Annotated in this window: 20 protein-coding genes; 12 read left to right on the top strand and 8 right to left on the bottom strand. The window is 71.9% G+C overall.

Annotated features, from left to right (window positions below; all coding sequences use genetic code 11):
* Positions 1-21: 21 nt before the first annotated feature.
* From ACFY1J_RS14340 to ACFY1J_RS14330, 3 genes are all read left to right on the top strand, one after another.
* Positions 22-663, top strand: a complete 642-nt coding sequence (locus ACFY1J_RS14340) for a DUF6758 family protein (protein WP_316748169.1) — start codon at positions 22-24, stop codon at positions 661-663.
* 111 nt (positions 664-774) lie between these two features.
* Positions 775-1,632 carry a PHP domain-containing protein gene (locus ACFY1J_RS14335; RefSeq protein WP_390708736.1) on the top strand — a complete coding sequence of 286 codons (858 nt, stop codon included), beginning with the start codon at positions 775-777 and terminating at the stop codon, positions 1,630-1,632.
* Between the two features lie 69 nt (positions 1,633-1,701).
* Complete coding sequence (locus ACFY1J_RS14330) at positions 1,702-2,307, top strand: MarC family protein (RefSeq protein ID WP_390708737.1); 606 nt, start codon at positions 1,702-1,704, stop codon at positions 2,305-2,307.
* 154 nt (positions 2,308-2,461) lie between these two features.
* On the opposite strand, the gene ACFY1J_RS14325 is transcribed toward ACFY1J_RS14330, so the two are convergent.
* Positions 2,462-2,614 carry a hypothetical protein gene (locus tag ACFY1J_RS14325; RefSeq protein ID WP_184968404.1) on the bottom strand — a complete coding sequence of 51 codons (153 nt, stop codon included), beginning with the start codon at positions 2,612-2,614 and terminating at the stop codon, positions 2,462-2,464.
* Positions 2,615-2,785: 171 nt separating this feature from the next.
* On the opposite strand from ACFY1J_RS14325, the gene ACFY1J_RS14320 reads away from it, so the two are divergent.
* Complete coding sequence (locus tag ACFY1J_RS14320; RefSeq protein ID WP_363294362.1) at positions 2,786-3,679, top strand: NYN domain-containing protein; 894 nt, start codon at positions 2,786-2,788, stop codon at positions 3,677-3,679.
* A gap of 4 nt (positions 3,680-3,683) precedes the next feature.
* Here ACFY1J_RS14320 and ACFY1J_RS14315 read toward each other — a convergent pair whose 3' ends face one another.
* Both ACFY1J_RS14315 and ACFY1J_RS14310 read right to left on the bottom strand, forming a co-directional pair.
* Positions 3,684-4,565: an alpha/beta fold hydrolase gene (locus ACFY1J_RS14315; RefSeq protein WP_390708738.1), complete on the bottom strand. Its 882-nt coding sequence runs from the start codon at positions 4,563-4,565 to the stop codon at positions 3,684-3,686.
* Between the two features lie 118 nt (positions 4,566-4,683).
* On the bottom strand, positions 4,684-7,137 hold the full coding sequence (locus tag ACFY1J_RS14310; RefSeq protein ID WP_390731277.1) for a DEAD/DEAH box helicase: 2,454 nt from the start codon (positions 7,135-7,137) through the stop codon (positions 4,684-4,686).
* A 485-nt stretch (positions 7,138-7,622) separates the two neighbouring features.
* Between ACFY1J_RS14310 and ACFY1J_RS14305 the strand changes: the two genes are divergently transcribed.
* Positions 7,623-8,381, top strand: a complete 759-nt coding sequence (locus tag ACFY1J_RS14305; RefSeq protein WP_390708740.1) for a ferritin-like fold-containing protein — start codon at positions 7,623-7,625, stop codon at positions 8,379-8,381.
* A gap of 49 nt (positions 8,382-8,430) precedes the next feature.
* Here the strand turns inward: ACFY1J_RS14305 and ACFY1J_RS14300 are convergent, their stop codons facing one another.
* From ACFY1J_RS14300 to ACFY1J_RS14285, 4 genes are all read right to left on the bottom strand, one after another.
* A complete protein-coding gene (locus ACFY1J_RS14300; protein ID WP_390708741.1) occupies positions 8,431-8,700 on the bottom strand; it encodes a hypothetical protein in 270 nt (89 codons plus the stop codon).
* 231 nt (positions 8,701-8,931) lie between these two features.
* On the bottom strand, positions 8,932-9,159 hold the full coding sequence (locus tag ACFY1J_RS14295) for a DUF3107 domain-containing protein (RefSeq protein ID WP_390708742.1): 228 nt from the start codon (positions 9,157-9,159) through the stop codon (positions 8,932-8,934).
* A 168-nt stretch (positions 9,160-9,327) separates the two neighbouring features.
* Positions 9,328-9,972 (bottom strand): TetR/AcrR family transcriptional regulator, encoded by a 645-nt coding sequence (locus ACFY1J_RS14290; RefSeq protein ID WP_363294072.1) that lies wholly within the window; start codon positions 9,970-9,972, stop codon positions 9,328-9,330.
* A 167-nt stretch (positions 9,973-10,139) separates the two neighbouring features.
* A complete protein-coding gene (locus tag ACFY1J_RS14285) occupies positions 10,140-10,364 on the bottom strand; it encodes a hypothetical protein (RefSeq protein ID WP_390708743.1) in 225 nt (74 codons plus the stop codon).
* A gap of 167 nt (positions 10,365-10,531) precedes the next feature.
* Here ACFY1J_RS14285 and ACFY1J_RS14280 point away from each other — a divergent pair, with 167 nt between their 5' ends.
* From ACFY1J_RS14280 to moeZ, 7 genes are all read left to right on the top strand, one after another.
* Positions 10,532-11,545, top strand: a complete 1,014-nt coding sequence (locus tag ACFY1J_RS14280) for an alpha/beta fold hydrolase (RefSeq protein ID WP_390708744.1) — start codon at positions 10,532-10,534, stop codon at positions 11,543-11,545.
* Positions 11,546-11,553: 8 nt separating this feature from the next.
* A complete protein-coding gene (locus ACFY1J_RS14275; protein WP_390731276.1) occupies positions 11,554-13,068 on the top strand; it encodes a DUF3152 domain-containing protein in 1,515 nt (504 codons plus the stop codon).
* Between the two features lie 238 nt (positions 13,069-13,306).
* On the top strand, positions 13,307-14,980 hold the full coding sequence (locus ACFY1J_RS14270) for a DUF3492 domain-containing protein (protein ID WP_390731275.1): 1,674 nt from the start codon (positions 13,307-13,309) through the stop codon (positions 14,978-14,980).
* Complete coding sequence (locus tag ACFY1J_RS14265; RefSeq protein WP_390731274.1) at positions 14,977-16,287, top strand: hypothetical protein; 1,311 nt, start codon at positions 14,977-14,979, stop codon at positions 16,285-16,287. Before ACFY1J_RS14270 ends, ACFY1J_RS14265 begins: the two co-directional genes overlap by 4 nt.
* Before the next feature lie 193 nt (positions 16,288-16,480).
* The gene (locus ACFY1J_RS14260; protein WP_390708748.1) at positions 16,481-17,437 is read left to right on the top strand and encodes an NAD-dependent epimerase/dehydratase family protein; all 957 of its coding nucleotides are present in this window, start codon (positions 16,481-16,483) and stop codon (positions 17,435-17,437) included.
* Complete coding sequence (locus ACFY1J_RS14255) at positions 17,425-18,177, top strand: spherulation-specific family 4 protein (protein ID WP_390708749.1); 753 nt, start codon at positions 17,425-17,427, stop codon at positions 18,175-18,177. The genes ACFY1J_RS14260 and ACFY1J_RS14255 overlap by 13 nt, the downstream gene beginning before the upstream one ends.
* 63 nt (positions 18,178-18,240) lie before the next feature.
* Entirely contained in the window at positions 18,241-19,419 is a 1,179-nt protein-coding gene (gene moeZ / locus ACFY1J_RS14250) for an adenylyltransferase/sulfurtransferase MoeZ (protein ID WP_390708750.1), read from the top strand.
* 89 nt (positions 19,420-19,508) lie between these two features.
* On the opposite strand, the gene ACFY1J_RS14245 is transcribed toward moeZ, so the two are convergent.
* Entirely contained in the window at positions 19,509-21,053 is a 1,545-nt protein-coding gene (locus ACFY1J_RS14245) for an alpha/beta hydrolase (protein WP_390708751.1), read from the bottom strand.
* Between the last annotated feature and the right edge of the window lie 61 nt (positions 21,054-21,114).

The following is a 21,114-nucleotide window of genomic DNA, read 5'->3' as shown; positions in this document are numbered from 1 at the left end:
AGGGTAGGACCGTGGGGCCCTATGAGGGGCGAACCCAGTTGCCCGAAGTGTGGTGGCCGGGTCAGGGCTCCCGGACTCTTCGCCGATTCGTGGCAGTGCGATGTGCACGGGACCGTGCATCCGGTGCAGCCCGTGATCCCGCCCAGCGTCGAGGCCCTCGGCGTGGTGGTGCATCGCACCCAGGTGCCGGTCTGGATGCCATGGCCGCTGCCGGTGGGTTGGCTGTTCACGGGAGTGGCCTGCGCGGGCGACGACCGCAGTGGCGGCCGGGCGACCGCGGTGGCCTGCTCGGGGCCCGGTCCGCTCGGCGGCATGGGCGAGATGATCCTGGTCGCCGAGGAGCTGGGTGTCGGTCTGGGTGCGCGTTACGCGGGCATCGACGGCCCGGACCCGGGGCCGTACATGAACGTCGAGAAGCCGCCCCAGGCCAAGGTTCTGGCCGCCGGACGCCCGACCCCGCTCTGGCACGTCACCGGCTCCCCGGACGACCGCGCCGTGTTCGCCGGTGAGGCGCGCGGGCTGTGGCTGTGGGCGGTGGTCTGGCCCGAACAGACCGGGCTACTGATGTACGACGAACTGGTGCTGACCGACCTGCGGGACGCGGGCGCCGAACTGGACCTGGTGCCGTGCGGTGCGCTGTCGCCGAGACTGTTGCAACCCTGAGCGTCGCCTGTAGGGGGTGGATAGGGGGTGCGGGTGTGACAGGGCACCCCTGGGACCCGGCTATCCTTAGGTGTCCCCTTCCGTCCCGTCACCGCTTGGAGTGTCCGCGTCGTGCGCATCGATCTGCACTGCCACTCCACGGCCTCCGACGGCACGGACACCCCGGCCGAGCTGGTGTGCAACGCCGCCGCGGCCGGTCTGGACGTCGTCGCGCTGACCGACCACGACACCACCCGCGGATACGCCGAGGCCCTCGCCGCGCTGCCGGCGGGGCTCACCCTCGTCACCGGCGCCGAACTCTCCTGCCGTCTCGACGGCGTCTCCATGCACATGCTGGCCTACCTCTTCGACCCCGAGGAGCCCGCCCTGCTCGCCGAGCGCGAGCTGGTCCGGGACGACCGGGTGCCGCGGGCCAAGGCCATGATCGCCAAGCTGAACGAGCTGGGTGTGCCGGTCACCTGGGAACAGGTCTCGCGGATCGCCGGCAACGGCTCCGTCGGGCGTCCGCACGTCGCCTCCGCGCTCGTCGAGCTCGGTGTCGTACCGACGGTGAGTGACGCGTTCACACCCGAGTGGCTGGCCGACGGCGGCCGGGCCTTCGTGGAGAAGCACGAGACCGACCCCTTCGAGGCGATCCGGCTCATCAAGGGCGCGGGCGGCGTCGCCGTCTTCGCGCACCCGGCCGCCGCCAAGCGCGGTCGCACGGTGCCCGAGCCCAGGATCGCGGACATGGCCGCGGCCGGTCTGGACGGCATCGAGGTCGACCACATGGACCACGACGCAGATGCCCGGACGCGTCTGCGCGGGCTCGCCGCCGAGCTGGGGCTGCTGGTCACGGGGTCCTCGGACTACCACGGCAGCCGCAAGACCGTGGCGCTGGGCGAGTACACGACGGACCCCGAGGTGTACGGGGAGATCACGCGGCGGGCCACCGGGGCGTTCCCGGTGCCGGGGACCGGCGGAGCCTGAGGCCCACCCCCCCCTCACGCCCACCTTCACCCTCTTCGCCCCCTCTTCACCCGCAAGGCTTGCTCACTCATGTTCGACGTCGCCGTCTTCGGCTCCCTCTTCCTCACCCTTTTCGTCATCATGGATCCCCCCGGGATCACCCCGATCTTCCTCGCGCTGACCGCCGGACGCCCCGGCAAGGTGCAGAAGCGCATGGCCTTCCAGGCCGTCTGTGTCGCCGGCGGTGTGATCACCGTCTTCGGACTGCTCGGCCACCAGATCCTGAACTACCTGCATGTCTCCGTCCCGGCGCTGATGATCGCGGGCGGGCTGCTGCTTCTGCTCATCGCGCTCGACCTGCTCACCGGCAAGACGGACGAGCCCAAGCAGACCAAGGACGTCAACGTCGCCCTCGTACCGCTGGGCATGCCGCTGCTGGCCGGGCCGGGCGCGATCGTCTCCGTCATCCTGGCCGTGCAGAAGGCCGACAGTGTGGCCATGCAGGTGTCGGTGTGGTCGGCGATCCTCGCGATACATGTCGTGCTGTGGCTGGTCATGCGCTACTCGCTGCTGATCATCCGGCTCATCAAGGACGGCGGCGTGGTCCTGGTGACGCGGCTCGCGGGCATGATGCTCTCCGCCATCGCCGTGCAGCAGATCATCAACGGGGTCACGCAGGTGATCAAGGGCACGTGAGCCCCGGGTCTGGCACGTGAGCCCCGGGTCTGGCGCGCGAGCCCCGGGGCTGGCGCGCGAGCCCCGGGTTTCCGGAGCCCATGCATGCGCAGAGCCCCCGTACGGCGTCGGTGCCGTACGGGGGCTCTGAAGCTTCAGCGGTGATCCGCGTCAGTTACGAGGCCGTGGTTTCGGCCGGTCGGATCCACAGGCGCTGGCCGATCGCGGCGGCCTGCTGGACGATCCGGTTGACGGAGGCGGCATCCACGACGGTGCTGTCCACGGTCGTCCCGTCGACCTCGTCGAGTCGCATGATTTCGAAGCGCATGGCCTCTCCCTTCGTCTTGCTGTTCCGTCATAGTCAACGGGCTGCGTGTTACAAACATTCCCTACGCTAAAGAAATTTTTCGAACGCCTAATTACCGACTGGTAAGAGGTTGCCGGGAGACTGACCGGGACCGGTTGTGTTCGCAGCGTGACCGCCAGGACAATGGAGGCGATGAACGACGACCTCGCGGCCCTGCAGGCCCGCATCGAGCGCACGAACGAGCTGCTGCAGCGCATGCTCGCCGAAGTGGCGAAGACGCCCTCGACCCATGCGATCTTCGTCGACGCGGGGTATCTGTACGCGGCCACGGGCCGGCTGGTGGCCGGGACCGAGGACCGACGCGCCTTCGACCTCGACGCCGAGGGCCTGATCGAGGCGCTCATCGACCGCGCCCGCACGATCTTCGCGGACAGCAGGCTGCTGCGGGTCTACTGGTACGACGGCGCCCGGCGCCGCATCCACACGGCCGAGCAGCAGTGCATCGCCGAACTCCCGGACGTCAAGGTCCGCCTCGGCAACCTCAACGCCAACAACCAGCAGAAGGGCGTCGACTCGCTGATCCGCACCGACCTGGAGTCACTCGCCCGCCACCGCGCCATCAGCGACGCGGCGCTCATCGGCGGCGACGAGGACCTGGTGTCGGCGGTGGAGGCCGCGCAGGGGTACGGCGCCCGTGTCCACCTGTGGGGCATCGAGGCCCCCGAGGGCCGCAACCAGGCGGAGCCCCTGCTCTGGGAGGTCGACAGCCAGCGCACCTTCGACCTCGAATTCTTCAAGCCGTACGTCTCCCGGCGCACCGCACCCGCGTACGAGGCCACGGCCAACCGGCCGACCCGCGAGGACGTCCGCTTCGTCGGCGCCCAGATCGCCGCCAAGTGGCTGTCCGCCCGCGGCCGCGAGGCCCTCGTCGAGCTGCTCCCGGGCCACCCCTATCTGCCCGGCTCCGTCGACCAGGACCTCCTCGTCGAGGCCGAGGGCCTGCTCCAGTACTCCCTGCGCGGCCAGGCGGACCTGCGCCGCGCCCTGCGGGACGGCTTCTGGGAGCATCTGCAGACGCAGTACTAGCTCCCTAGCCCTGCTGCGTGACCCGGTCCCAGAAACCGGCGATCGCACGGGCGGTGGTGAGCGGCTGGTCGGTGTTGGGCGAGTGCTCCGCGCCCTCGACGACCGTCCGCCGGGCTCTGAGCCGTACGGCCATCTCGTCGAGGAGCGTCACCGGCCAGGTGTCGTCCAGCGCCCCCGACAGAACGTGGAACGGCAGGGGTACGGCGGCGAGTTCGGCGACGCGGTCCGGCTCGGTGCACAACTGGCGCCCCGTGGCGAGGAGTTGGGCGGGCTTGTTGCCCAGCCAGCGGCGCCGCAGGTCCTCCTGGTCGTCGAGGCCCTCGTCGAGCTCGCCGGTCTCGGTCTCCTCCGGCGCCTCCATCGCCCGTATCGCGTCCCACACTTCGTCCATCGACATCACGGCGAGGGCGTCGCGCAGCAGCTTCACGCGCTGCTGCTGGGAGACGGAGATCTGGGCCGGGCCGGAGGCCATCAGGGTGAGCGACAGAAAGGGGGTGTGGTCGATGAGCACGGCGGCACGCGAGATCTGCCCGCCGAGCGAGTGCCCCAGCAGATGCACGGGCGTCCCGAGCGCTTCCGCCTGGGCCAGCACGTCGCGCGCCAACTCCTCCTGCGCGTAGGCCGATTCGTCGTGCTCCGGGCCGTCGGACTCGTACTGTCCGCGCCCGTCGACGGCGACGGTACGGTACCCGCGCTCGGCCAGCGGCACATGCAACGGGTTGAAGTCCTCCTTGCTTCCGGTGAAGCCGGGCAGCAGCAGCGCGACGCCCCTGGGCTCCGCACCGGCGGCCACGGGAGCGTCGACGACGGCGAACTCGCCTCGCGCGGTACGCAGGGAGTACGCGCGGGCGCCGGGGGGCGGGACGAACGTGGGAGGCCTGCTCATGAGCAGAGGCTATCGGGCGCCCGCCCGCCGCGGTGGGGCAGGGACGCCGACGGCCCGGTCCCACACGAGGTGGGCCGGGCCGACGGGCTGTTTCTCGGGTCGCTGCCTGCTCGCCGGATCAGGCTTCCGGGGCCTCCACGGCCACGGCGGCCTTGCGGGTCCGGCGGGCCCTGGGCTTCGCCTCGGCCGGGTCGCCGGTGGCTTCGACGGAGGTGGCGGCCTTGCGGGTGCGGCGCGGCTTGGCCGTCGGCTCCTCGGTGGCCTGCGCCGGAATTCCGGCGCTCACCGCGGCGGCGGCCTTGCGGGTCCGGCGTACGGCGGGCTTGGCCTCCACACCGTCGACCACGTCGACGGCAGCCGTTGCCTTCCGGGTGCGGCGCGGCTTGGCCTCGGCGGCCTCCGGGGCTTCCACGACGGCCGCGGCGGCCTTGCGGGTGCGGCGCGGCTTGGGCTCCGTCGCTTCGGCGGTCTCCGCGGTCGCCTCGGGGGCGGCGGCGGCCTTCCGCGTGCGACGGGGCTTGGCCTCCGTGCCCTCGGCCGTGTCCACGGCGGCTTCGGCGGTGGCGGCGGCCTTGCGGGTGCGGCGCGGCTTGGGCTCCGTCGCTTCGGCGGTCTCCGCGGTCGCCTCGGGGGCGGCGGCGGCCTTCCGCGTGCGGCGGGGCTTCGCCTCGGTGGCCTCGGCCGTGTCGACCACGGCTTCGGCCGCCTTGCGCGTACGACGGCGCGGCGCGGCCTCGACGGCCTCGGCGGCGGTCTCCGGCGCCTCCACGGCGGCCACGGCGGCCGTGGAGGCCTTGCGGGTGCGGCGCGGCTTGGCCTCGACGGCCTCGGCCGTGTCGACCACGGTCTCGGCGGCAGCCGCCGGCTCCGCGGCCTTGCGGGTGCGACGGCGCGGCTTCGCCTCCGGCGCCTCGGCGGGGGCCGTGGCCACCGGCGCCTCGGGCTCGGCGGCGACCTCGGCCGTGCTCTCGGCCGGCGTCACCGGCTGCTCCGCCGACTTGCGCGTACGGCGGCGGCGCGGCTTCTCCGGGGTCTCGATCGCGGCAGGACCCTCCGCCGTGGTCACCGCGGCCTCGGCGGCCTCGGTCGCCGTCGGCTGAGCGGCCGCGGCCACCGGCTGCTCCGCGGACGCCCCACCGCGGATGCGGCGACGGTGGCGCGGGGTCCGGGTGGACGTCGGCTCCTGTGCCGCGACGGCCTCGGCGGCCGGCGACGCGGAGTCGACCGGAGTCGTACCGGCCGTGGAGTCCATGTCCGCTCCGCCGCGCGTACGGCGGCGACGACGCGGCGTACGTGCCGGACGCTCACGCTCGGCGGAACGGTCCTCGCCATGACCACCCTGGCCACCTCGGCCACCGCGACCGCGCGCACCGCGGCCACCGGTCTCGCCCAGGTCCTCCAGCTCCTCCGCGTCCAGACCGGCGCGCGTGCGCTCCGATCGCGGCAGAACACCCTTGGTGCCCGCGGGGATGCCGAGGTCCTCGAAGAAGTGCGGGGAGGTGGAGTACGTCTCCACCGGGTCGTTGAAGCCCAGCTCCAGCGCCTTGTTGATGAGCTGCCAGCGCGGGATGTCGTCCCAGTCGACGAACGTGATCGCCGTACCCTTCGCGCCCGCGCGGCCCGTACGGCCGATGCGGTGCAGGTAGGTCTTCTCGTCCTCGGGGGACTGGTAGTTGATGACGTGCGTCACGCCCTCGACGTCGATGCCGCGCGCGGCGACGTCGGTGCAGACGAGGACGTCCACCTTGCCGTTGCGGAAGGCGCGCAGCGCCTGCTCGCGGGCGCCCTGGCCGAGGTCGCCGTGGACCGCGCCGGAGGCGAAGCCGCGGCGCTGGAGCTGCTCGGCGATGTCGGCGGCCGTGCGCTTGGTGCGGCAGAAGATCATCGCCAGTCCGCGGCCGTCGGCCTGCAGTATGCGGGCGATCATCTCCGGCTTGTCCATGGAGTGCGCGCGGTAGACGAACTGCTTGATGTTGGCGACGGTCGCGCCCTCGTCGTCCGGCGCGGTGGCGCGGATGTGGGTGGGCTGCGACATGTACCGGCGCGCGAGGCCGATGACCGCGCCCGGCATGGTCGCCGAGAACAGCATGGTCTGGCGCTTGGCCGGAAGCATGTTGATGATCTTCTCGACGTCGGGCAGGAAGCCCAGGTCGAGCATCTCGTCGGCCTCGTCGAGGACCAGGCACTTGACGTGGCTCAGGTTGAGCTTCTTCTGGCCCGCGAGGTCCAGGAGCCGGCCCGGGGTGCCGACGACCACGTCGACGCCCTTCTTCAGGGCCTCGACCTGGGGCTCGTAGGCCCGGCCGCCGTAGATGGCGGTGACGCGCACATTGCGCACCTTGCCCGCGGTCAGCAGGTCGTTGGTGACCTGCGTGCACAGCTCGCGCGTGGGGACGACGACGAGCGCCTGCGGGGTGTCGGTGAGGGATTCGGGGGCGGCGCGTCCGGCCTCCACGTCGGCGGGGACGGTCACGCGCTCGAGGAGCGGGAGGCCGAAGCCCAGCGTCTTGCCGGTGCCGGTCTTGGCCTGGCCGATGACGTCCGTGCCCGAGAGGGCGACGGGGAGCGTCATCTCCTGGATGGGGAAGGGAGTGATGATGCCGACGGCTTCCAGGGCCTCGGCGGTCTCGGGAAGGATCCCGAGTTCTCGGAACGTCGTAGTCAGGGTGCTGCCTCTTCTGTGAGTCGCGGCGCGAGGCGAGCGCGGGGGGTCTTTGACGGACCGTGCCGGGGACGTCGGCTGCCTTACGGGCAAACCACTCGGGCAAGCCGTATGGCACGGGACCACTGCCGACGCTCTAGCGCTCGTACCGCTGAGGGTGTCCCTCCGGTTGTCGTACGCACAGTGCCGTACGGCCAGGAGGGCTGTCGGGTCGGAGCCGATCGGGCCACCGACCGGGCATCCTCATACGTGCGGCCTGTCGAGGTACGACGACGTACCAGCAGGCGCATTACCACCATACCCCGGAATCGCGCACACGCGATGGCCGATTTGGTCACGTAGTCGTCGTCACAGTGGTTGACCAGGGGCTTCCGACGGGCGACGGGCGGGCTATTGTGCGCTTCATGACGAGCTCTGACAAGCCTGACAACGCCCCCGTGGAAGCCTCGCCCGAAGCCACCGGAGTCGCCGCCCAGGACTGGGCGAAGGCCTCCGGCGACCCGCAGTACCGCGCCGCGGTCGTGGACCTGCTCGGCGCACTCGCCTACGGAGAGCTCGCGGCGTTCGAGCGGCTCGCGGAGGACGCCAAGCTGGCGCCCACGCTGGCGGACAAGGCGGAGCTGGCCAAGATGGCCTCGGCCGAGTTCCACCACTTCGAGCAGTTGCGGGACCGGCTCACCGAGATCGGCGAGGAGTCCACCCAGGCCATGGAGCCCTTCGTCGCCGCCCTCGACGGCTTCCACAAGCAGACGGCGCCCTCGGACTGGCTGGAGGGCCTGGTCAAGGCGTATGTGGGCGACTCGATCGCCAGCGACTTCTACCGGGAGGTCGCGGCCCGCCTCGACTCGGACACGCGCGAGCTCGTCCTGGCCGTCCTGGACGACACGGGACACGCCGGCTTCGCCGTCGAGAAGGTGCGCGCCGCGATCGACGCCGACCCGCGCGTGGGTGGCCGTCTTGCTCTGTGGGCGCGGCGTCTCATGGGTGAGGCGCTCTCGCAGTCCCAGCGGGTCGTCGCCGACCGGGACGCGCTGTCCACGATGCTCGTCGGCGGCGTCGCGGACGGCTTCGACCTCGCCGAGGTCGGCAGGATGTTCTCCCGGATCACCGAGGCGCACACCAAGCGGATGGCGGCGCTGGGGCTGGCGGCGTAGTTCCTTCTCCCCGGCGCGGGGTGCTTTTCCGGACGGCGTCGGTCAGGTCCTACGCCGGGGCTGATCGTCGCCGGAGTCTCCCGGCCGGGCGCAGCAGCAGCGACAGTGAGGCCGCGGAGACGATCGCCGCGCCGAGGAGGCTCAGCAGGACCGTGCCGGGGCCCAGCGCGCTGTGGGTGACGAAGTCACCGAAGAGGGCTCCGGCCACGCCCGTGCAGAACACCAGGGGACGGGCGGGCAGCCGGTGGGACAGACGGCGGACCGCCGCCCACGCGAGGACCGCGCCGAGCAGGGCGGAGCCGACAGCTTCCAGGATCATTACGGGTCCCTCCCACACGGCCGGCCTGCGCTTCACGGTCGTAGCCCGTCATACCCGTGACCTGCGGAATGCAATCCTCCCCTGTGGGTGACTTGTGCTCCGCATGTGGGGGCTCTTCCGCGCAGGAGTTGACATACGTCCCAGCGGGAGTTCACAGGCTTCCACGCGGGAGTTCACACGGAAAGGGGCCCGACGGCTGTACACCGTCGGGCCCCTTTCCGTCAGCTGTGACTACAGCGCGCTGAAGCCCACCTTGCGGACCGTCGGCTCGCCGAGCTCGACGTACGCCAGGCGGTCCGCCGGCACCAGCACCTTGCGGCCGCGCTCGTCCTCGAGGCTGAGCAGCTGCGTCTTTCCGGCCAGGGCCTCGGACACCAGCCGCTCGATTTCCTCCGCGTTCTGACCGCTCTCCAGAACGATCTCGCGGGGCGCGTGCTGCACGCCGATCTTGACCTCCACGGCTATGTCCCTCCGACGGTCAGTGAAGTGCGCGACCTTCCGCGCCGTACCCAGCACACATTAGCCCGGTGAGGGGACCTGCACGCAGCGCGCAAGAACGCCAGGAGCGAACAGCGGCCGGGAACAAACCCGGCCGACGTGCCCATGACCCTCGACGACTCTGTTCGGTCAGTGGTTCTGTTCGATCCCGTGCAGCGGGAAGCCGGCGATGCCCCGCCAGGCCAGCGAGGTCAGCAGCTGCACCGCCTGGTCACGCGGGACCGTGCGGTCGCTGTGCAGCCAGGAGCGCGCGACCACCTGGGCGAGCCCGCCGAGGCCGGAGGCCAGCAGCATCGACTCGGCGCGCGACAGGCCTGTGTCCTCCGCGATGACGTCGCAGATCGCCTCGGCGCAGTCGTTCGTCACCTTGTCGACGCGCTCGCGCACCGCGGGCTCGTTCGTCAGGTCGGACTCGAAGACCAGGCGGAACGCGCCGCCGTCGTCCTCGACGTACGCGAAGTAGGCGTCCATGGTCGCCCGGACGCGCTGCTTGTTGTCGGAAGTCGACTCCAGCGCGCCCCGCACGGCCTGGATCAGGGACTCGCAATGCTGGTCCAGCAGGGCCAGGTAGAGGTCGAGCTTGCCCGGGAAGTGCTGGTAGAGCACCGGCTTGCTGACCCCGGCGCGCTCGGCGATGTCATCCATCGCGGCAGCGTGGTAGCCCTGCGCCACGAAAACTTCCTGGGCGGCGCCCAGCAGCTGGTTCCGTCGGGCACGGCGCGGAAGGCGAGTGCCCCGCGGGCGTGCCGCCTCTGTCTGCTCGATGGCTGTCACGCCGCCTCCCAAAGTCGTCCACATGCGGTGTGCGCCGCGCGGCCATCGTACTTTTCGGTAACCGTGGTGTGCGCGGTGCGAGCGCAGAATTTCACGTACCGGACGGCGGCGAAAGCCCGTCGAAGGGCAACAAACGGGGCAGGTCACTCCCCGTGTCCTCGTCGGCGTCAGCGGTAATCGTCCTCGTCGAGGGACACGACCCGCCTCTGTTCGAGGAGATCCGCCTCGTTCGCGACGGCCGGGTCGACGTTCTCCAGGGGGGCGTCACGGTCCGGTGCGACGTCCGCGTGCTGTTCCGCGGCGTCGTTCTCGGGCGCCTCGACGTCGACCTCCGCGGCCTCGTCGTCGGCGAGTTCCTCGAAGACATCCGGATCGGTGGGGTCAAGGGCCATGGTGGGCTCCCTTCCGTGGAATGTTGTCCCTGCGAGAAACAGGGGCGACAAGCGGGTGCCCTCTGTAAGAGCGTAGGAGACACCCGATTCGGACGCTATGCGATTCAGGCCTGTTCTGTGACCGCGAACACACGATCCACTGCGTGATCGTCTCGTAACATTGGCGCATGTCTTCGACCGAGCTGCCGTTCGTGCCTGCCACCAGCGTGCTCCCGAAGGTGGCGCGCGTCAGGGTCGCGGAGGGCGAGCGACTCGGTTCGGTGACGCTTCCCGGTGTCACGCTGTCCATCCGGTCGAGACCACCCGCGCGCGAGGGACTGCCGCCCGCGCTGTACGTCCATGGGCTCGGCGGTTCCTCGCAGAACTGGTCGGCGCTCATGGAGGGGCTGGACGGTGTCGTCTCCGGCGAGGCGGTCGACCTGCCGGGCTTCGGCGACTCCCCGCCGCCCGACGACGGCGACTACTCCATCACGGGACACGCGCGCGCGGTGATCCGCTATCTCGACGCGACCGGACGCGGCCCGGTCCACCTCTTCGGGAACTCGCTCGGCGGCGCCGTCGCCACGCGCGTCTCCGCCGTGCGTCCCGATCTCGTACGGACGCTCACGCTCGTCTCGCCCGCGTTGCCCGAACTGCGCGTGCAGCGGACCGCGATGCCGACGGGGCTGCTGGGGGTGCCCGGCGTGGCAGCGCTGTTCACCCGGCTCACCAAGGAGTGGACGGCCGAGCAGCGGGTCCGCGGAGTCCTGGGGCTGTGCTACGGCGACCCGGGGCGGGTGACGCCCGAGGCATTCGGACACGCCGTGGACGAACTGGAGCGGCGGCTGCAACTGCCGTACTTCTGGGACGCGATGGCGCGCTCCGCGCGCGGGCTGGTCAACGCGTACACGCTGGGCGGGCAGCACGGGCTGTGGCGCCAGGCCGAGCGCGTCCTGGCCCCGACCCTCCTGATCTACGGCGGCCGCGACCAGCTCGTCGGCTACCGCATGGCCCAGCGGGCGGCCCGCGCCTTCCGCGACTCCCGCCTGCTCTCCCTGCCCGACGCCGGGCACGTCGCGATGATGGAGTACCCGGAGACGGTGGCCGCGGCCTTCCGTGAACTCCTCGCGCACCTGGGGGAGTCGGTGCCGGCGGCCCCCGACGGCGGTTCCGGCGCGGTCGACGCGGGTGCGGGGAGCTGAGGGCCGACGTGGGACGCCACAGCCGCCGCGGATCCTCCGCCAAGAGCGATGCCGCGGACATGGGGGGAAGGCGGGGGCCACGAGACTCCGCCGGGATCGGGGGGCCGCCGGATGTGCCCGGTCCGGGGGCGGGTCACGTACCGCTCCCCGGACAACGGCAGGCACCGACGGGCGGGGGGACGGGATTCGCCGACGGGACTCCCGCGCGCGGGGTGCCGCGTCTTCCTGACGGCACGCCGGCTCACGGGGTGCCGCGTCTGCCCGACGGCACGCCCGCCCATGGGGTGCTGCGTCTGCCCGACGGGACTCCCGCGCGCGGCGTGCCGCGTTTCCCCGGCGGCACGCCCGCCCATGGCACCCCCCGTTGTCCCGACGGCACTGCCCAATCCCGCGGTGGGCATCCCGAACAGCGTGAAGCCGGGGGTGGCTGGGGCGAGTTGAGAGGGCGCGGTGGTGCGCCCGGAGCCGGTGCGGCAGGGCTCGGCGTGGCGGGGCCCGGTGTGGCCATACCGCGGCAGCGGCAGGCGATGCCGGGCGTACCGCGGCAGGACTACCTCGACGCCTTCGACGAGGACGACGACGTCTTCACACCCCGGTCCGGAGCCGGCATCGGCGCCCAGCGCACCGAGTCGCCCACCCCCGACACCGTCCCGACGGTCCCCGAGCCCGACGCGGACGACGGCACGCCCCCGACGGCCCCGTCCGGGGAGACGAAGAGCACCAAGGGCCGGGCGTTCGCCGGCATCGCGGCCGCCGCCGTCACCACCGTGCTCGCGGTGATCGTGGCCGGCCAGGTCGCCGACGGCCACGACGACGCCGATGTGCGGTCGCAGTCGGCCACCGACCAGGCCCGCGCCGACCAGGAATCCACCTCGCGCGGCCAGGGCCGGACCACCCCGTCCGCCGCGCCGAGCGTGGCGACGCTGACGTACGAGCAGAAGATGGACACGAGGTACCCGCTCGGTGTCACGCTCAAGGGCTCGGGGAAGTTCGAGGCCGTACCCGGCGTCGACAGGGCGCCCGGCAAGGGCCGGAAGTACACCTACCGCGTGGACGTGGAGAAGGGGCTCGGCCTGGACGCCGAACTCTTCGCCCAGGCCGTGCAGAAGACGCTCAACGACAACCGCAGCTGGGCCCACGGCGGCGCCCGGACCTTCGAGCGCATCTACTCCGGCAAGGCCGACTTCGTGATCACACTGGCCAGCCCCGGCACCACCGCGCAGTGGTGCGCCAAGTCCGGTCTCGACACGACGGAGGACAACGTGTCGTGCGACTCCGCCTCCACCGAGCGCGTGATGATCAACGCATACCGGTGGGCGCAGGGCAGCAAGACATACGGGAACGAAATCCATGCCTACCGGCAGATGCTCATCAATCACGAGGTCGGCCACCGGCTGGGCTACGGCCATGTGAGCTGCGACAGGAACGGCGAGTTGGCCCCGGTCATGCAGCAGCAGACCAAGTTCCTCGACCACGACGGAATCCACTGCCTGCCCAACCCCTGGCCCTACCCCAAGAGTTGACAGGCGCCTCGCGCGTCGTGCACCGGTCGGTGGCGCGCGAGGGTGTGACGTTCCGTGTTCTCGCCATCTCTTAGCGCCAGCGAACGTAAGTCGCACGGGAAAGTTACTCCCGTTCACCCCTTTTGGTGGCGCGATGGACAACCGTCCGTCGCGCCACCGTCATGTCCGCATACGTTCGTCCCGCTGCGAGCCGCCACCGTGACGGCGGCTCCTCACACGGGAGATCGGGGGTGCGCTCGTGCGCATCGGACTGCTTACGGAAGGTGGCTATCCGTATCTGAACGGTGATGCCAGGCTCTGGTGCGACCGGCTCGTGCGCGGGCTCGGGCAGCACGAGTTCGACATCTACGCGCTCAGCCGTGGCCGGCAACAGGAGGACGAGGGCTGGATCCCGCTTCCACCACAGGTCAGTCGGGTCCGCACGGCCCCGCTGTGGACCGCCGAGGACGACGGCGTGGTGCACGGGCGGCGCGCGCGCCGGCGCTTTGCCGACTGCTACGGAGAACTCGTCGCAGCGGTCTGCACCGGGTCGGATGACCAGGCGGACCGTTTCGCCAGTGCGTTGTACGGGCTCGCGGAAGTCGCGCGCGACGAGGGCGGACTGGTCGGCGCGCTCCGCTCCGAAACCGCCCTGCGCGCGCTGGAACACGCCTGCCGCGCACCCGGCGCACCGCGCACGGCGCGCGAGGCCCGTGTGCCGGAACTGCTCGCCGTCGCCGCGCACCTCGAACGCAGCCTGCGCCCCCTGTCCCTCGACTGGTACGAGGACGACGGCCTCGGCTCGGTCGACGTGTGCCATGCGACCGCCGGCGGCGCTGCGGCGCTGCCCGGACTGCTCGCCCGCCACTTCTCCGGCGTGCCGCTGCTGGTGACCGAGTACGGCGTGCGCCTGCGCTCGCACTACCTCGCCTCCGCCGAGGCCGCTCCTGCCGTGCGCGCGCTGCTCGCCTCCTTCCACGGCAGGCTGGCCGCCGAGGTCTACACCCGGGCCGCGATCCTCACACCGGGCAACGCGCACGCCCGCCGCTGGCAGGAGCACTGCGGCGCGGACCGCTCAAGGATCCGCACGGTCTACCCGGGCATGGAGGCGTCCCGCTTCGCGGAGGTGGGCGAGTTCGCCGACCACGCCGAACCGGGCACGCTGGTGTGGGTCGGCCGGGTCGAACCCGCCAAGGACCTGGTGTCCCTGCTGCACGCCTTCGCCGAGGTCCGCAAGGAGGAGCCCAAGGCACGGCTGCGGATCGTCGGCGCGGCAACGGGCACCGAGGGCGAGGCGTATCTGGGCCACTGCCGGGCGCTCGCCGCGCAGCTCTTCCCGGACGAGGCCGAGGGCGTGCACGCGGTCGGCGACAACCCGGTCTCCTTCGAGGAGATCGGAGAGCCCGACGCCCCGTCCCTCGCCGACGTGTACGCCTCCGGCGCCGTGACCGTCCTCTCCAGCGTTGTCGAGGGCTTCCCGATCAGCCTGGTCGAGGCCATGTTCTGCGGCCGCGCGACGGTGTCCACGGACGTCGGCGCCGTGGTCGAGGTCATCGGTGGCACGGGACTCGTCGTACCGCCGCGCAATCCGCGGGCGCTCGCGGAGGCGTGCGTGGCGCTGCTGCGCGATCCCGAGCGCCGTGAGCGCCTCGGCGCCGCCGCCCGCGCCCGGGCGCTCGAACTGTTCACCGTCGAGCAGAACATCGCGGCATTTCACGGCATTTACCTGGAGATCCTCTCGCACTGCCCGGTCCGCCGGGTCGTCCTCGGCGAGACCGGCGAACCCCTCCCGTTCGCCGTCCCGGCCGAGGCCCATCTCCCCGGGCGCTGGACCGGTTCCGCGTCCCGCGTCCTGGCACGCGGCGGTCCCGCCTGGGCCTCCGGCCCGCCGGTGCGAGCCACCCCCTTGACGGTCACGGAGGGAGTCCGATGAGCGACCTGGGCGAACTGGACCGCCCCGGAACCCCGAGCAGCCCCGGCGCGTGGGACATGCGCTCGGAGGGGTGGCTCGCGGGGGAGGAGCCGGAGCCTGCTCCCGGAGACGGGCGGGCACAGGACTCCTCGCGCGGGGCCGAACCGCCGGCGACCGCGGGCGGCAGAGCCCGCGCGGGCACGGTACGGAGCCGCGGACCCGCCGTCCGCCGGGGCGCCGCGGACCCCGTGAAGGCGCTGATGCACCGTCACCGCGAGCTGTGCGAACGCGCCGTGGACCCGCTGGAGATCGCGGCGGGTCTGGAGGCACACGGCGTCACCGACCGGACCGCCGCCCGCTTCCGGCACCGCGACGTCTTCTCGCTCGCCGAGGAGATGTACGCGCGCGTACCCCGTGACGACGACCCGCTCCCGCCCCCCGACCCCGCGGCCGCGCCCCGCGCACGCGCCGACTGGGCCCTGCTCACCCTCCTCCCCGGAGCGCTGAGCGCGGCGGTCGTGACCGCACTGCACCTCACCCACGGCCGAACGCGCCTTGTGGTAGCCGCCGTGGGCGTCCTCGCCGTGACCCTCGGCGTGCGCGCGGCACTGCGCCGCGGCCCGCTCGCCACCCCACCCGACGGCCACTTGTGGCGCACGCCGCTCGGCACGCGCGCGTCCGCCCACTGGCTCCTCGCCTACGCCCTCCTCGGCGACGGCCTGCTCCACGCCGTCCTGCACGGCGGCCCCGACGGCCCGCCCACCAGCGCTGCGGGCGGCCACTGGCCTCTGGCCACCGCACCCGTCCTGGCCCTCACCCTGGCCTGCGCCCCGGCGGCCTGGACCGCCCATCTCTTCGCCGCACGCGTCCACCGCAGGCTCACGGGCAGCCGTGGCCTGGAGGAGTTCACCGCCGCCGCACGGCCGCTGCTGCTCGGCGCGGTCGCCCTGTTCCTGAGCGCCCTCGCGGGCCTGGCCGCCCTGTCCGGCACGGCCGTGCACGAGCCCGCCGCTCTGCCGCAGGTCCTCACCCTGGGCGCCCTCCTCCTGCTCGCCCGCCTCCTCACCGTGCACCACCATGCGCACGCCCCGGCCCGCGCCCTCACCGCCGCGGCCGCGGTCGAGGCGACGGCGCTGGCCCTGGTCCTCGGCGGGCGGCTTTCCGGGTGCGCCTTCCTGGCGGCCCCCATCGAGACCCTCGTGGACACCTGGGGTGAGGGCAGCGTCCCCGCGCTCGCCTGCGGAACGGCCGCCCTGGCCCTGTTGCTCCACGCGGCCCGCACCCTCACCCGCGCCTCGGCGCACACGCCGACGGGAGAGCAGCGATGACCGGCACGCCACCGCTCCCTTCGCGCCGGAGCCGCCCACCGGAACCCAGACCTTTTCCAGCCGCAGGCGCCCTGCCCAGCCGCCGGAGGCAAGCGCATCATCCCTTCGAAGGAGAACACCAGATGACCACCTCCCGACCCGGAGCGCCCGGAGCCACCGGAGCAGCCGGAACGCACACCCCGGGAGCCGCACGATGAGGGTCCTGCTGATCGGAGCCAACGGCTACCTCGGCCGCTTCGTCGCCGACCGCCTGCTCGCCGACCCGGCCGTCCAGCTCACCGCGCTCGGCCGCGGCGACGACGCCGACGTCCGCTTCGACCTCGCGTCCGGCAGCCCCGGCGCACTCACCCGCTTCCTCGACGCGGTGCACCCCGGCGTCGTCGTCAACTGCGCCGGAGCCACCCGCGGCGGCGCCCGCGAACTCACCCGGCACAACACCGTCGCCGTCGCCACCGTCTGCGAGGCCCTGCGCCGCAGCGGCTGCGGCGCCCGCCTCGTGCAGATCGGCTGCAGCGCCGAGTACGGCCCCAGCCAGCCCGGCTCCTCCACGGCCGAGGACGCCGTCCCCCGCCCCGGCGGCCCGTACGGCGTCAGCAAACTCGCCGCCACCGAACTCGTCCTGGGCTCGGGTCTGGACGCCGTGGTCCTCCGCGTGTTCTCGCCCGCCGGACCCGGCACACCGGCCGGCTCCCCGCTAGGCCGCCTCGCCGAGGCGATGCGCCGCGCCATGCAGTCCGGCGACGGCGAGCTCAAGCTCGGCGGCCTGGGCGTCCAGCGCGACTTCATCGACGTCCGCGACGTGGCCCGCGCCGTGCACGCCGCCTCGCTCTCCGCCGCGCAGGGCGTCATCAACATCGGCTCGGGCCGCGCCGTCCGCCTGCGCGACGCCGCCGCCGTTCTCGCCCGCGTCGCCGGATACGGCGGCGCCCTGCACGAACTCGACGGACCGCCCGGACCCCTGAGGGCATCCATCGGCCACCCGCGCCCCGACTCCGACCACGCCCCGGTCGCGTTTCCGTACCCCGACGGCTGCGGCAGCTGGCAGCAGGCCGACGTGCGCACCGCACGCGACCGGCTCGGCTGGCGGCCCCGCATCAACCTCGAAGAGTCCCTCGCCGACATCTGGATGGAGGCGGCATGCCGCATCTGACCAGCACCAAACGTGGCACAGCAGGCACCGTCGCCCGCACCGGCTTCGGCATCCCCGGCTTTGCGCATCCCCTGGTCGCCCCGATGGAGTGGGGCGAACTCACCCGCCCGGGCACGCCCCTGCACTGGGTCGTCCTCAACGTGTCGGGCGGCGGCCCCGGCACGCGCCCCGACCCGCACTGCCTGGAGGCGGCCGGCCGGCTGCGCAACGCGGGTGTCCGTGTCCTCGGTCACCTCGACAACATCTACGGTGCCCGCGCCTACGCGGACCTGCTCTCGGACGCCCACCGCTACCTCGACTGGTACCGGGTCGACGGCTTCCTCCTCGACCGCTGCCCCGGCGAGCGCACCGCGCTCCCCGAGGTCCGCCGCACCGTCGACGCGCTGCGCGCGATCCGCGCCGACGCCCATGTCGTCCTCGGCCACGGCACCCACCCGCACCCGGGCTACGCCGCGAACGCCGACCAGTTGGTGACCTTCTCCGGCTCCTGGTCCGACTACCGGTGGTCGCAGGTGGCCGAGTGGACCGCCGACTACCCGCCCGACCGCTTCTGCCACTTCGTGCACGGCGTGCCCCGCGGCCATCTCGACGAGGCGCTGCGCATCGCCCGCTGGCAGGGCGCGGCGACGATCTACTTCACCGACCGCACCGATCGCGGCGGCCGGGCCGACCCCTGGGAGACCATGCCCGGCTACTGGGACGAAATCGTCTCGCGGATCGGAACGGGTGTCTCGGAATGAAGAAGGCCATGGCAGTGTTACAGGGAGAACAACTGTAGTGATTGACCGACCAACGGAGTCCCCGTGTCGTTGCCACCCCTGGTCGAGCCAGCCTCTGAGCTCACCGTAGACGAGGTCCGCAGGTACTCCCGCCACCTGATCATCCCCGATGTCGGGATGGACGGGCAGAAGCGGCTGAAGAACGCCAAGGTGCTCTGTGTGGGTGCCGGCGGCCTGGGTTCGCCGGCGCTGATGTACATGGCCGCGGCCGGCGTGGGCACGCTCGGCATCGTGGAGTTCGACGAGGTCGACGAGTCGAACCTGCAGCGTCAGATCATCCACAGCCAGTCCGACATCGGCCGCTCCAAGGCCGAGTCCGCCCGGGACACCGTCAAGGGCATCAACCCGTACGTGAACGTGATCCTTCACGAGGAGCGGCTCGAGGCCGACAACGTGATGGACATCTTCAGCCAGTACGACCTGATCGTCGACGGCACGGACAACTTCGCGACCCGCTACCTGGTCAACGACGCCTGCGTGCTGCTGAACAAGCCGTACGTGTGGGGCTCGATCTACCGCTTCGACGGCCAGGCGTCCGTCTTCTGGTCGGAGCACGGCCCCTGCTACCGCTGCCTGTACCCGGAGCCCCCGCCCCCCGGCATGGTTCCCTCCTGCGCCGAGGGCGGCGTCCTCGGCGTGCTGTGCGCGTCCATCGGCTCCATCCAGGTCAACGAGGCCATCAAGCTGCTCGCCGGCATCGGTGAGCCGCTGGTCGGCCGGCTGATGATCTACGACGCCCTGGAGATGCAGTACCGCCAGGTGAAGGTCCGCAAGGACCCGAACTGCGCGGTCTGCGGCGAGAACCCGACCGTCACCGAGCTCATCGACTACGAGGCCTTCTGCGGCGTCGTGTCCGAGGAGGCCCAGGAGGCGGCCGCCGGTTCGACGATCACTCCCAAGCAGCTCAAGGAGTGGATCGACGACGGCGAGAACATCGACATCATCGATGTCCGCGAGCCGAACGAGTACGAGATCGTCTCCATCCCGGGCGCCCGGCTGATCCCGAAGAACGAGTTCCTGATGGGCGCCGCCCTGGAGACCCTCCCGCAGGACAAGAAGATCGTCCTGCACTGCAAGACGGGTGTCCGCAGTGCGGAAGTCCTCGCCGTGCTGAAGTCCGCGGGCTTCGCGGACGCCGTGCACGTCGGCGGCGGTGTGATCGGATGGGTCCACCAGATCGAGCCGCACAAGCCGGTCTACTAGGCCCACGCCTTCCCCGGTCCCGGAGGGGCTCGGCACCACGAGTGCCGGGCCCCTTTCCGCTGCCCGGGGCCCTTGGCCCGACGGCGGAGCTACGAGCAGACCTTGCCGTCCTTGGGCACCGTCCCGCCGAGCAGATACGCGTTCACCGTCGAGTCGACGCAGTCGCTCCCGTTGCCGTACGCCCCGTGTCCCTCGCCCTTCCAGGTGAGCTCCACACCGACACCCTTGCCCAGCTCGTCCGCCATCCTGCGGGCGCCCTCGTACGGCGTCGCCGGGTCCCCGGTGTTGCCGACCAGCAGGATCGGCGCCGCACCCGGCGCACTGACCTCCGGGGTGTCGTACTGCCCGGGCACCGGCCAGTCGTGGCACCAGCCGGCCGTGTCCCAGCCCAGGAAGTCCCCGAACACCGGCGAGATCTTCTCGAACTCCGGCAGCAGCTTCTTCGTCTCGGTCAGCGTGGGCCGCTGCTTGTCGTCCAGGCACGATATGACCCGTTGTGCATGCGTGGTCGTGCCGTAGTGCCCCGCGGAGTCGCGCTCGTTGTAGTTGTCGGCGAGCGACAGCAGCTTCGAACCGTCACCCTGCTCGGCGGCCTTCAGAGCGCTGGTGAGCGTCGGCCAGCTGGCCTCGCTGTACAGCGGCAGGACGATTCCGGTGACCGCGAGCGTCTGTGTCAGCTTGCGCCCGGACGACGTCGGGAGCGGCTTGGCGTCGATCCCGTCCAGCAGGCTCACGATCTTCTGCGAGCCCTGCTTCGGGTCCTGCCCCGTGGACTTGAGGTAGTCGTCCAGGGCCCGCTGGAAGCCCCGGGCCTGGTTCTCGGCGTGGCCCACCGCGTCGGCGCTCGGGTCGACCACCGCGTCCAGGATCAGCCGCCCCACGTTCCTGGGGAACAAGTGGGCGTACACACCGCCCAGTTCGGTGCCGTAGGAGATGCCGAAGTAGTGCATCTTCGTGTCGCCGAGGACCTGGCGCATCAGATCCATGTCGCGTGCCGTGTCGGTCGTCGACACATGTGCCATCAGCTTCCCGGCGGCCTTCGTGCAGCCCTTGCCGAAGTCGGTGGCGTCCTGGAAGTAGGCCTGTTCCTCGGCCGGGGTGTCCGGGGTGGCGTCCACCGTCTCGGCGGACTGGATCTCCCGGTCGCCGCGGCAGCGGATGCCCTCGCTCGCCCCGACCCCGCGCGGGTCCCAGCTCACCAGGTCGTACCGCTGGCGCAGCTTGGAGACCGTGGCCGCGTAGTACGGCATCATGGACACGCCCGAGCCGCCCGGACCGCCGAAGTTGAACAGCAGCGAGCCGATGTGGTCGCCTCCTGTGGCCTTGGCACGGATCAGTGCCAGGCCGATCGTCTCGCCGTCCGGCTTCGCCCAGTCCAGCGGCACCTTGAGCGTGGCGCACTGCCAGTCGGCGCTCGGCGCCGGGGCGTCTTTTGTGGCCTTGCAGCCGCCCCAGGCGAGCTTCTGCGCCGCGAGCGAGGCGGGCAGGGCGGCGGACGTGGCGGTCGGCGGTCCCGACGGCGTATCGGACCGGCCCTTGCCCTCGTCCCCGCTTCCGCCGGACGATCCGCCGCTGCATCCGGCCACCAGCACAGCTGCTGCGACCGTGGCCGTCCATCGTGCGAAACGCGACATGTGCACCCCCCTCACGAGCTCTCCGCCCTGAGCCGCGGGGAGCAGTCAGGCCATAGTAGGC

The sequence above is a fragment of the Streptomyces sp. NPDC001406 genome, from assembly GCF_042895285.1.
GTDB lineage: Bacteria > Actinomycetota > Actinomycetes > Streptomycetales > Streptomycetaceae > Streptomyces.
Note: the sequence above shows the minus strand (reverse complement) of the source record. Positions and strands in the feature narration are given on the sequence as shown.

Excerpts from the sequence above, each read along its gene's own strand:
- ACFY1J_RS14330 (WP_390708737.1), top strand. The coding sequence starts at position 1,702 with ATGTTCGACGTCGCCGTCTTCGGCTCCCTCTTCCTCACCCTTTTCGTC.
- ACFY1J_RS14245 (WP_390708751.1), bottom strand. The coding sequence starts at position 21,053 with ATGTCGCGTTTCGCACGATGGACGGCCACGGTCGCAGCAGCTGTGCTG.
- ACFY1J_RS14260 (WP_390708748.1), top strand. The coding sequence starts at position 16,481 with ATGAGGGTCCTGCTGATCGGAGCCAACGGCTACCTCGGCCGCTTCGTC.
- ACFY1J_RS14320 (WP_363294362.1), top strand. The coding sequence starts at position 2,786 with ATGAACGACGACCTCGCGGCCCTGCAGGCCCGCATCGAGCGCACGAAC.
- ACFY1J_RS14285 (WP_390708743.1), bottom strand. The coding sequence starts at position 10,364 with ATGGCCCTTGACCCCACCGATCCGGATGTCTTCGAGGAACTCGCCGAC.
- ACFY1J_RS14265 (WP_390731274.1), top strand. The coding sequence starts at position 14,977 with ATGAGCGACCTGGGCGAACTGGACCGCCCCGGAACCCCGAGCAGCCCC.
- ACFY1J_RS14310 (WP_390731277.1), bottom strand. The coding sequence starts at position 7,137 with ATGACGCTCCCCGTCGCCCTCTCGGGCACGGACGTCATCGGCCAGGCC.
- ACFY1J_RS14325 (WP_184968404.1), bottom strand. The coding sequence starts at position 2,614 with ATGCGCTTCGAAATCATGCGACTCGACGAGGTCGACGGGACGACCGTG.
- ACFY1J_RS14315 (WP_390708738.1), bottom strand. The coding sequence starts at position 4,565 with ATGAGCAGGCCTCCCACGTTCGTCCCGCCCCCCGGCGCCCGCGCGTAC.
- ACFY1J_RS14255 (WP_390708749.1), top strand. The coding sequence starts at position 17,425 with ATGCCGCATCTGACCAGCACCAAACGTGGCACAGCAGGCACCGTCGCC.
- ACFY1J_RS14340 (WP_316748169.1), top strand. The coding sequence starts at position 22 with ATGAGGGGCGAACCCAGTTGCCCGAAGTGTGGTGGCCGGGTCAGGGCT.
- ACFY1J_RS14280 (WP_390708744.1), top strand. The coding sequence starts at position 10,532 with ATGTCTTCGACCGAGCTGCCGTTCGTGCCTGCCACCAGCGTGCTCCCG.
- ACFY1J_RS14300 (WP_390708741.1), bottom strand. The coding sequence starts at position 8,700 with ATGATCCTGGAAGCTGTCGGCTCCGCCCTGCTCGGCGCGGTCCTCGCG.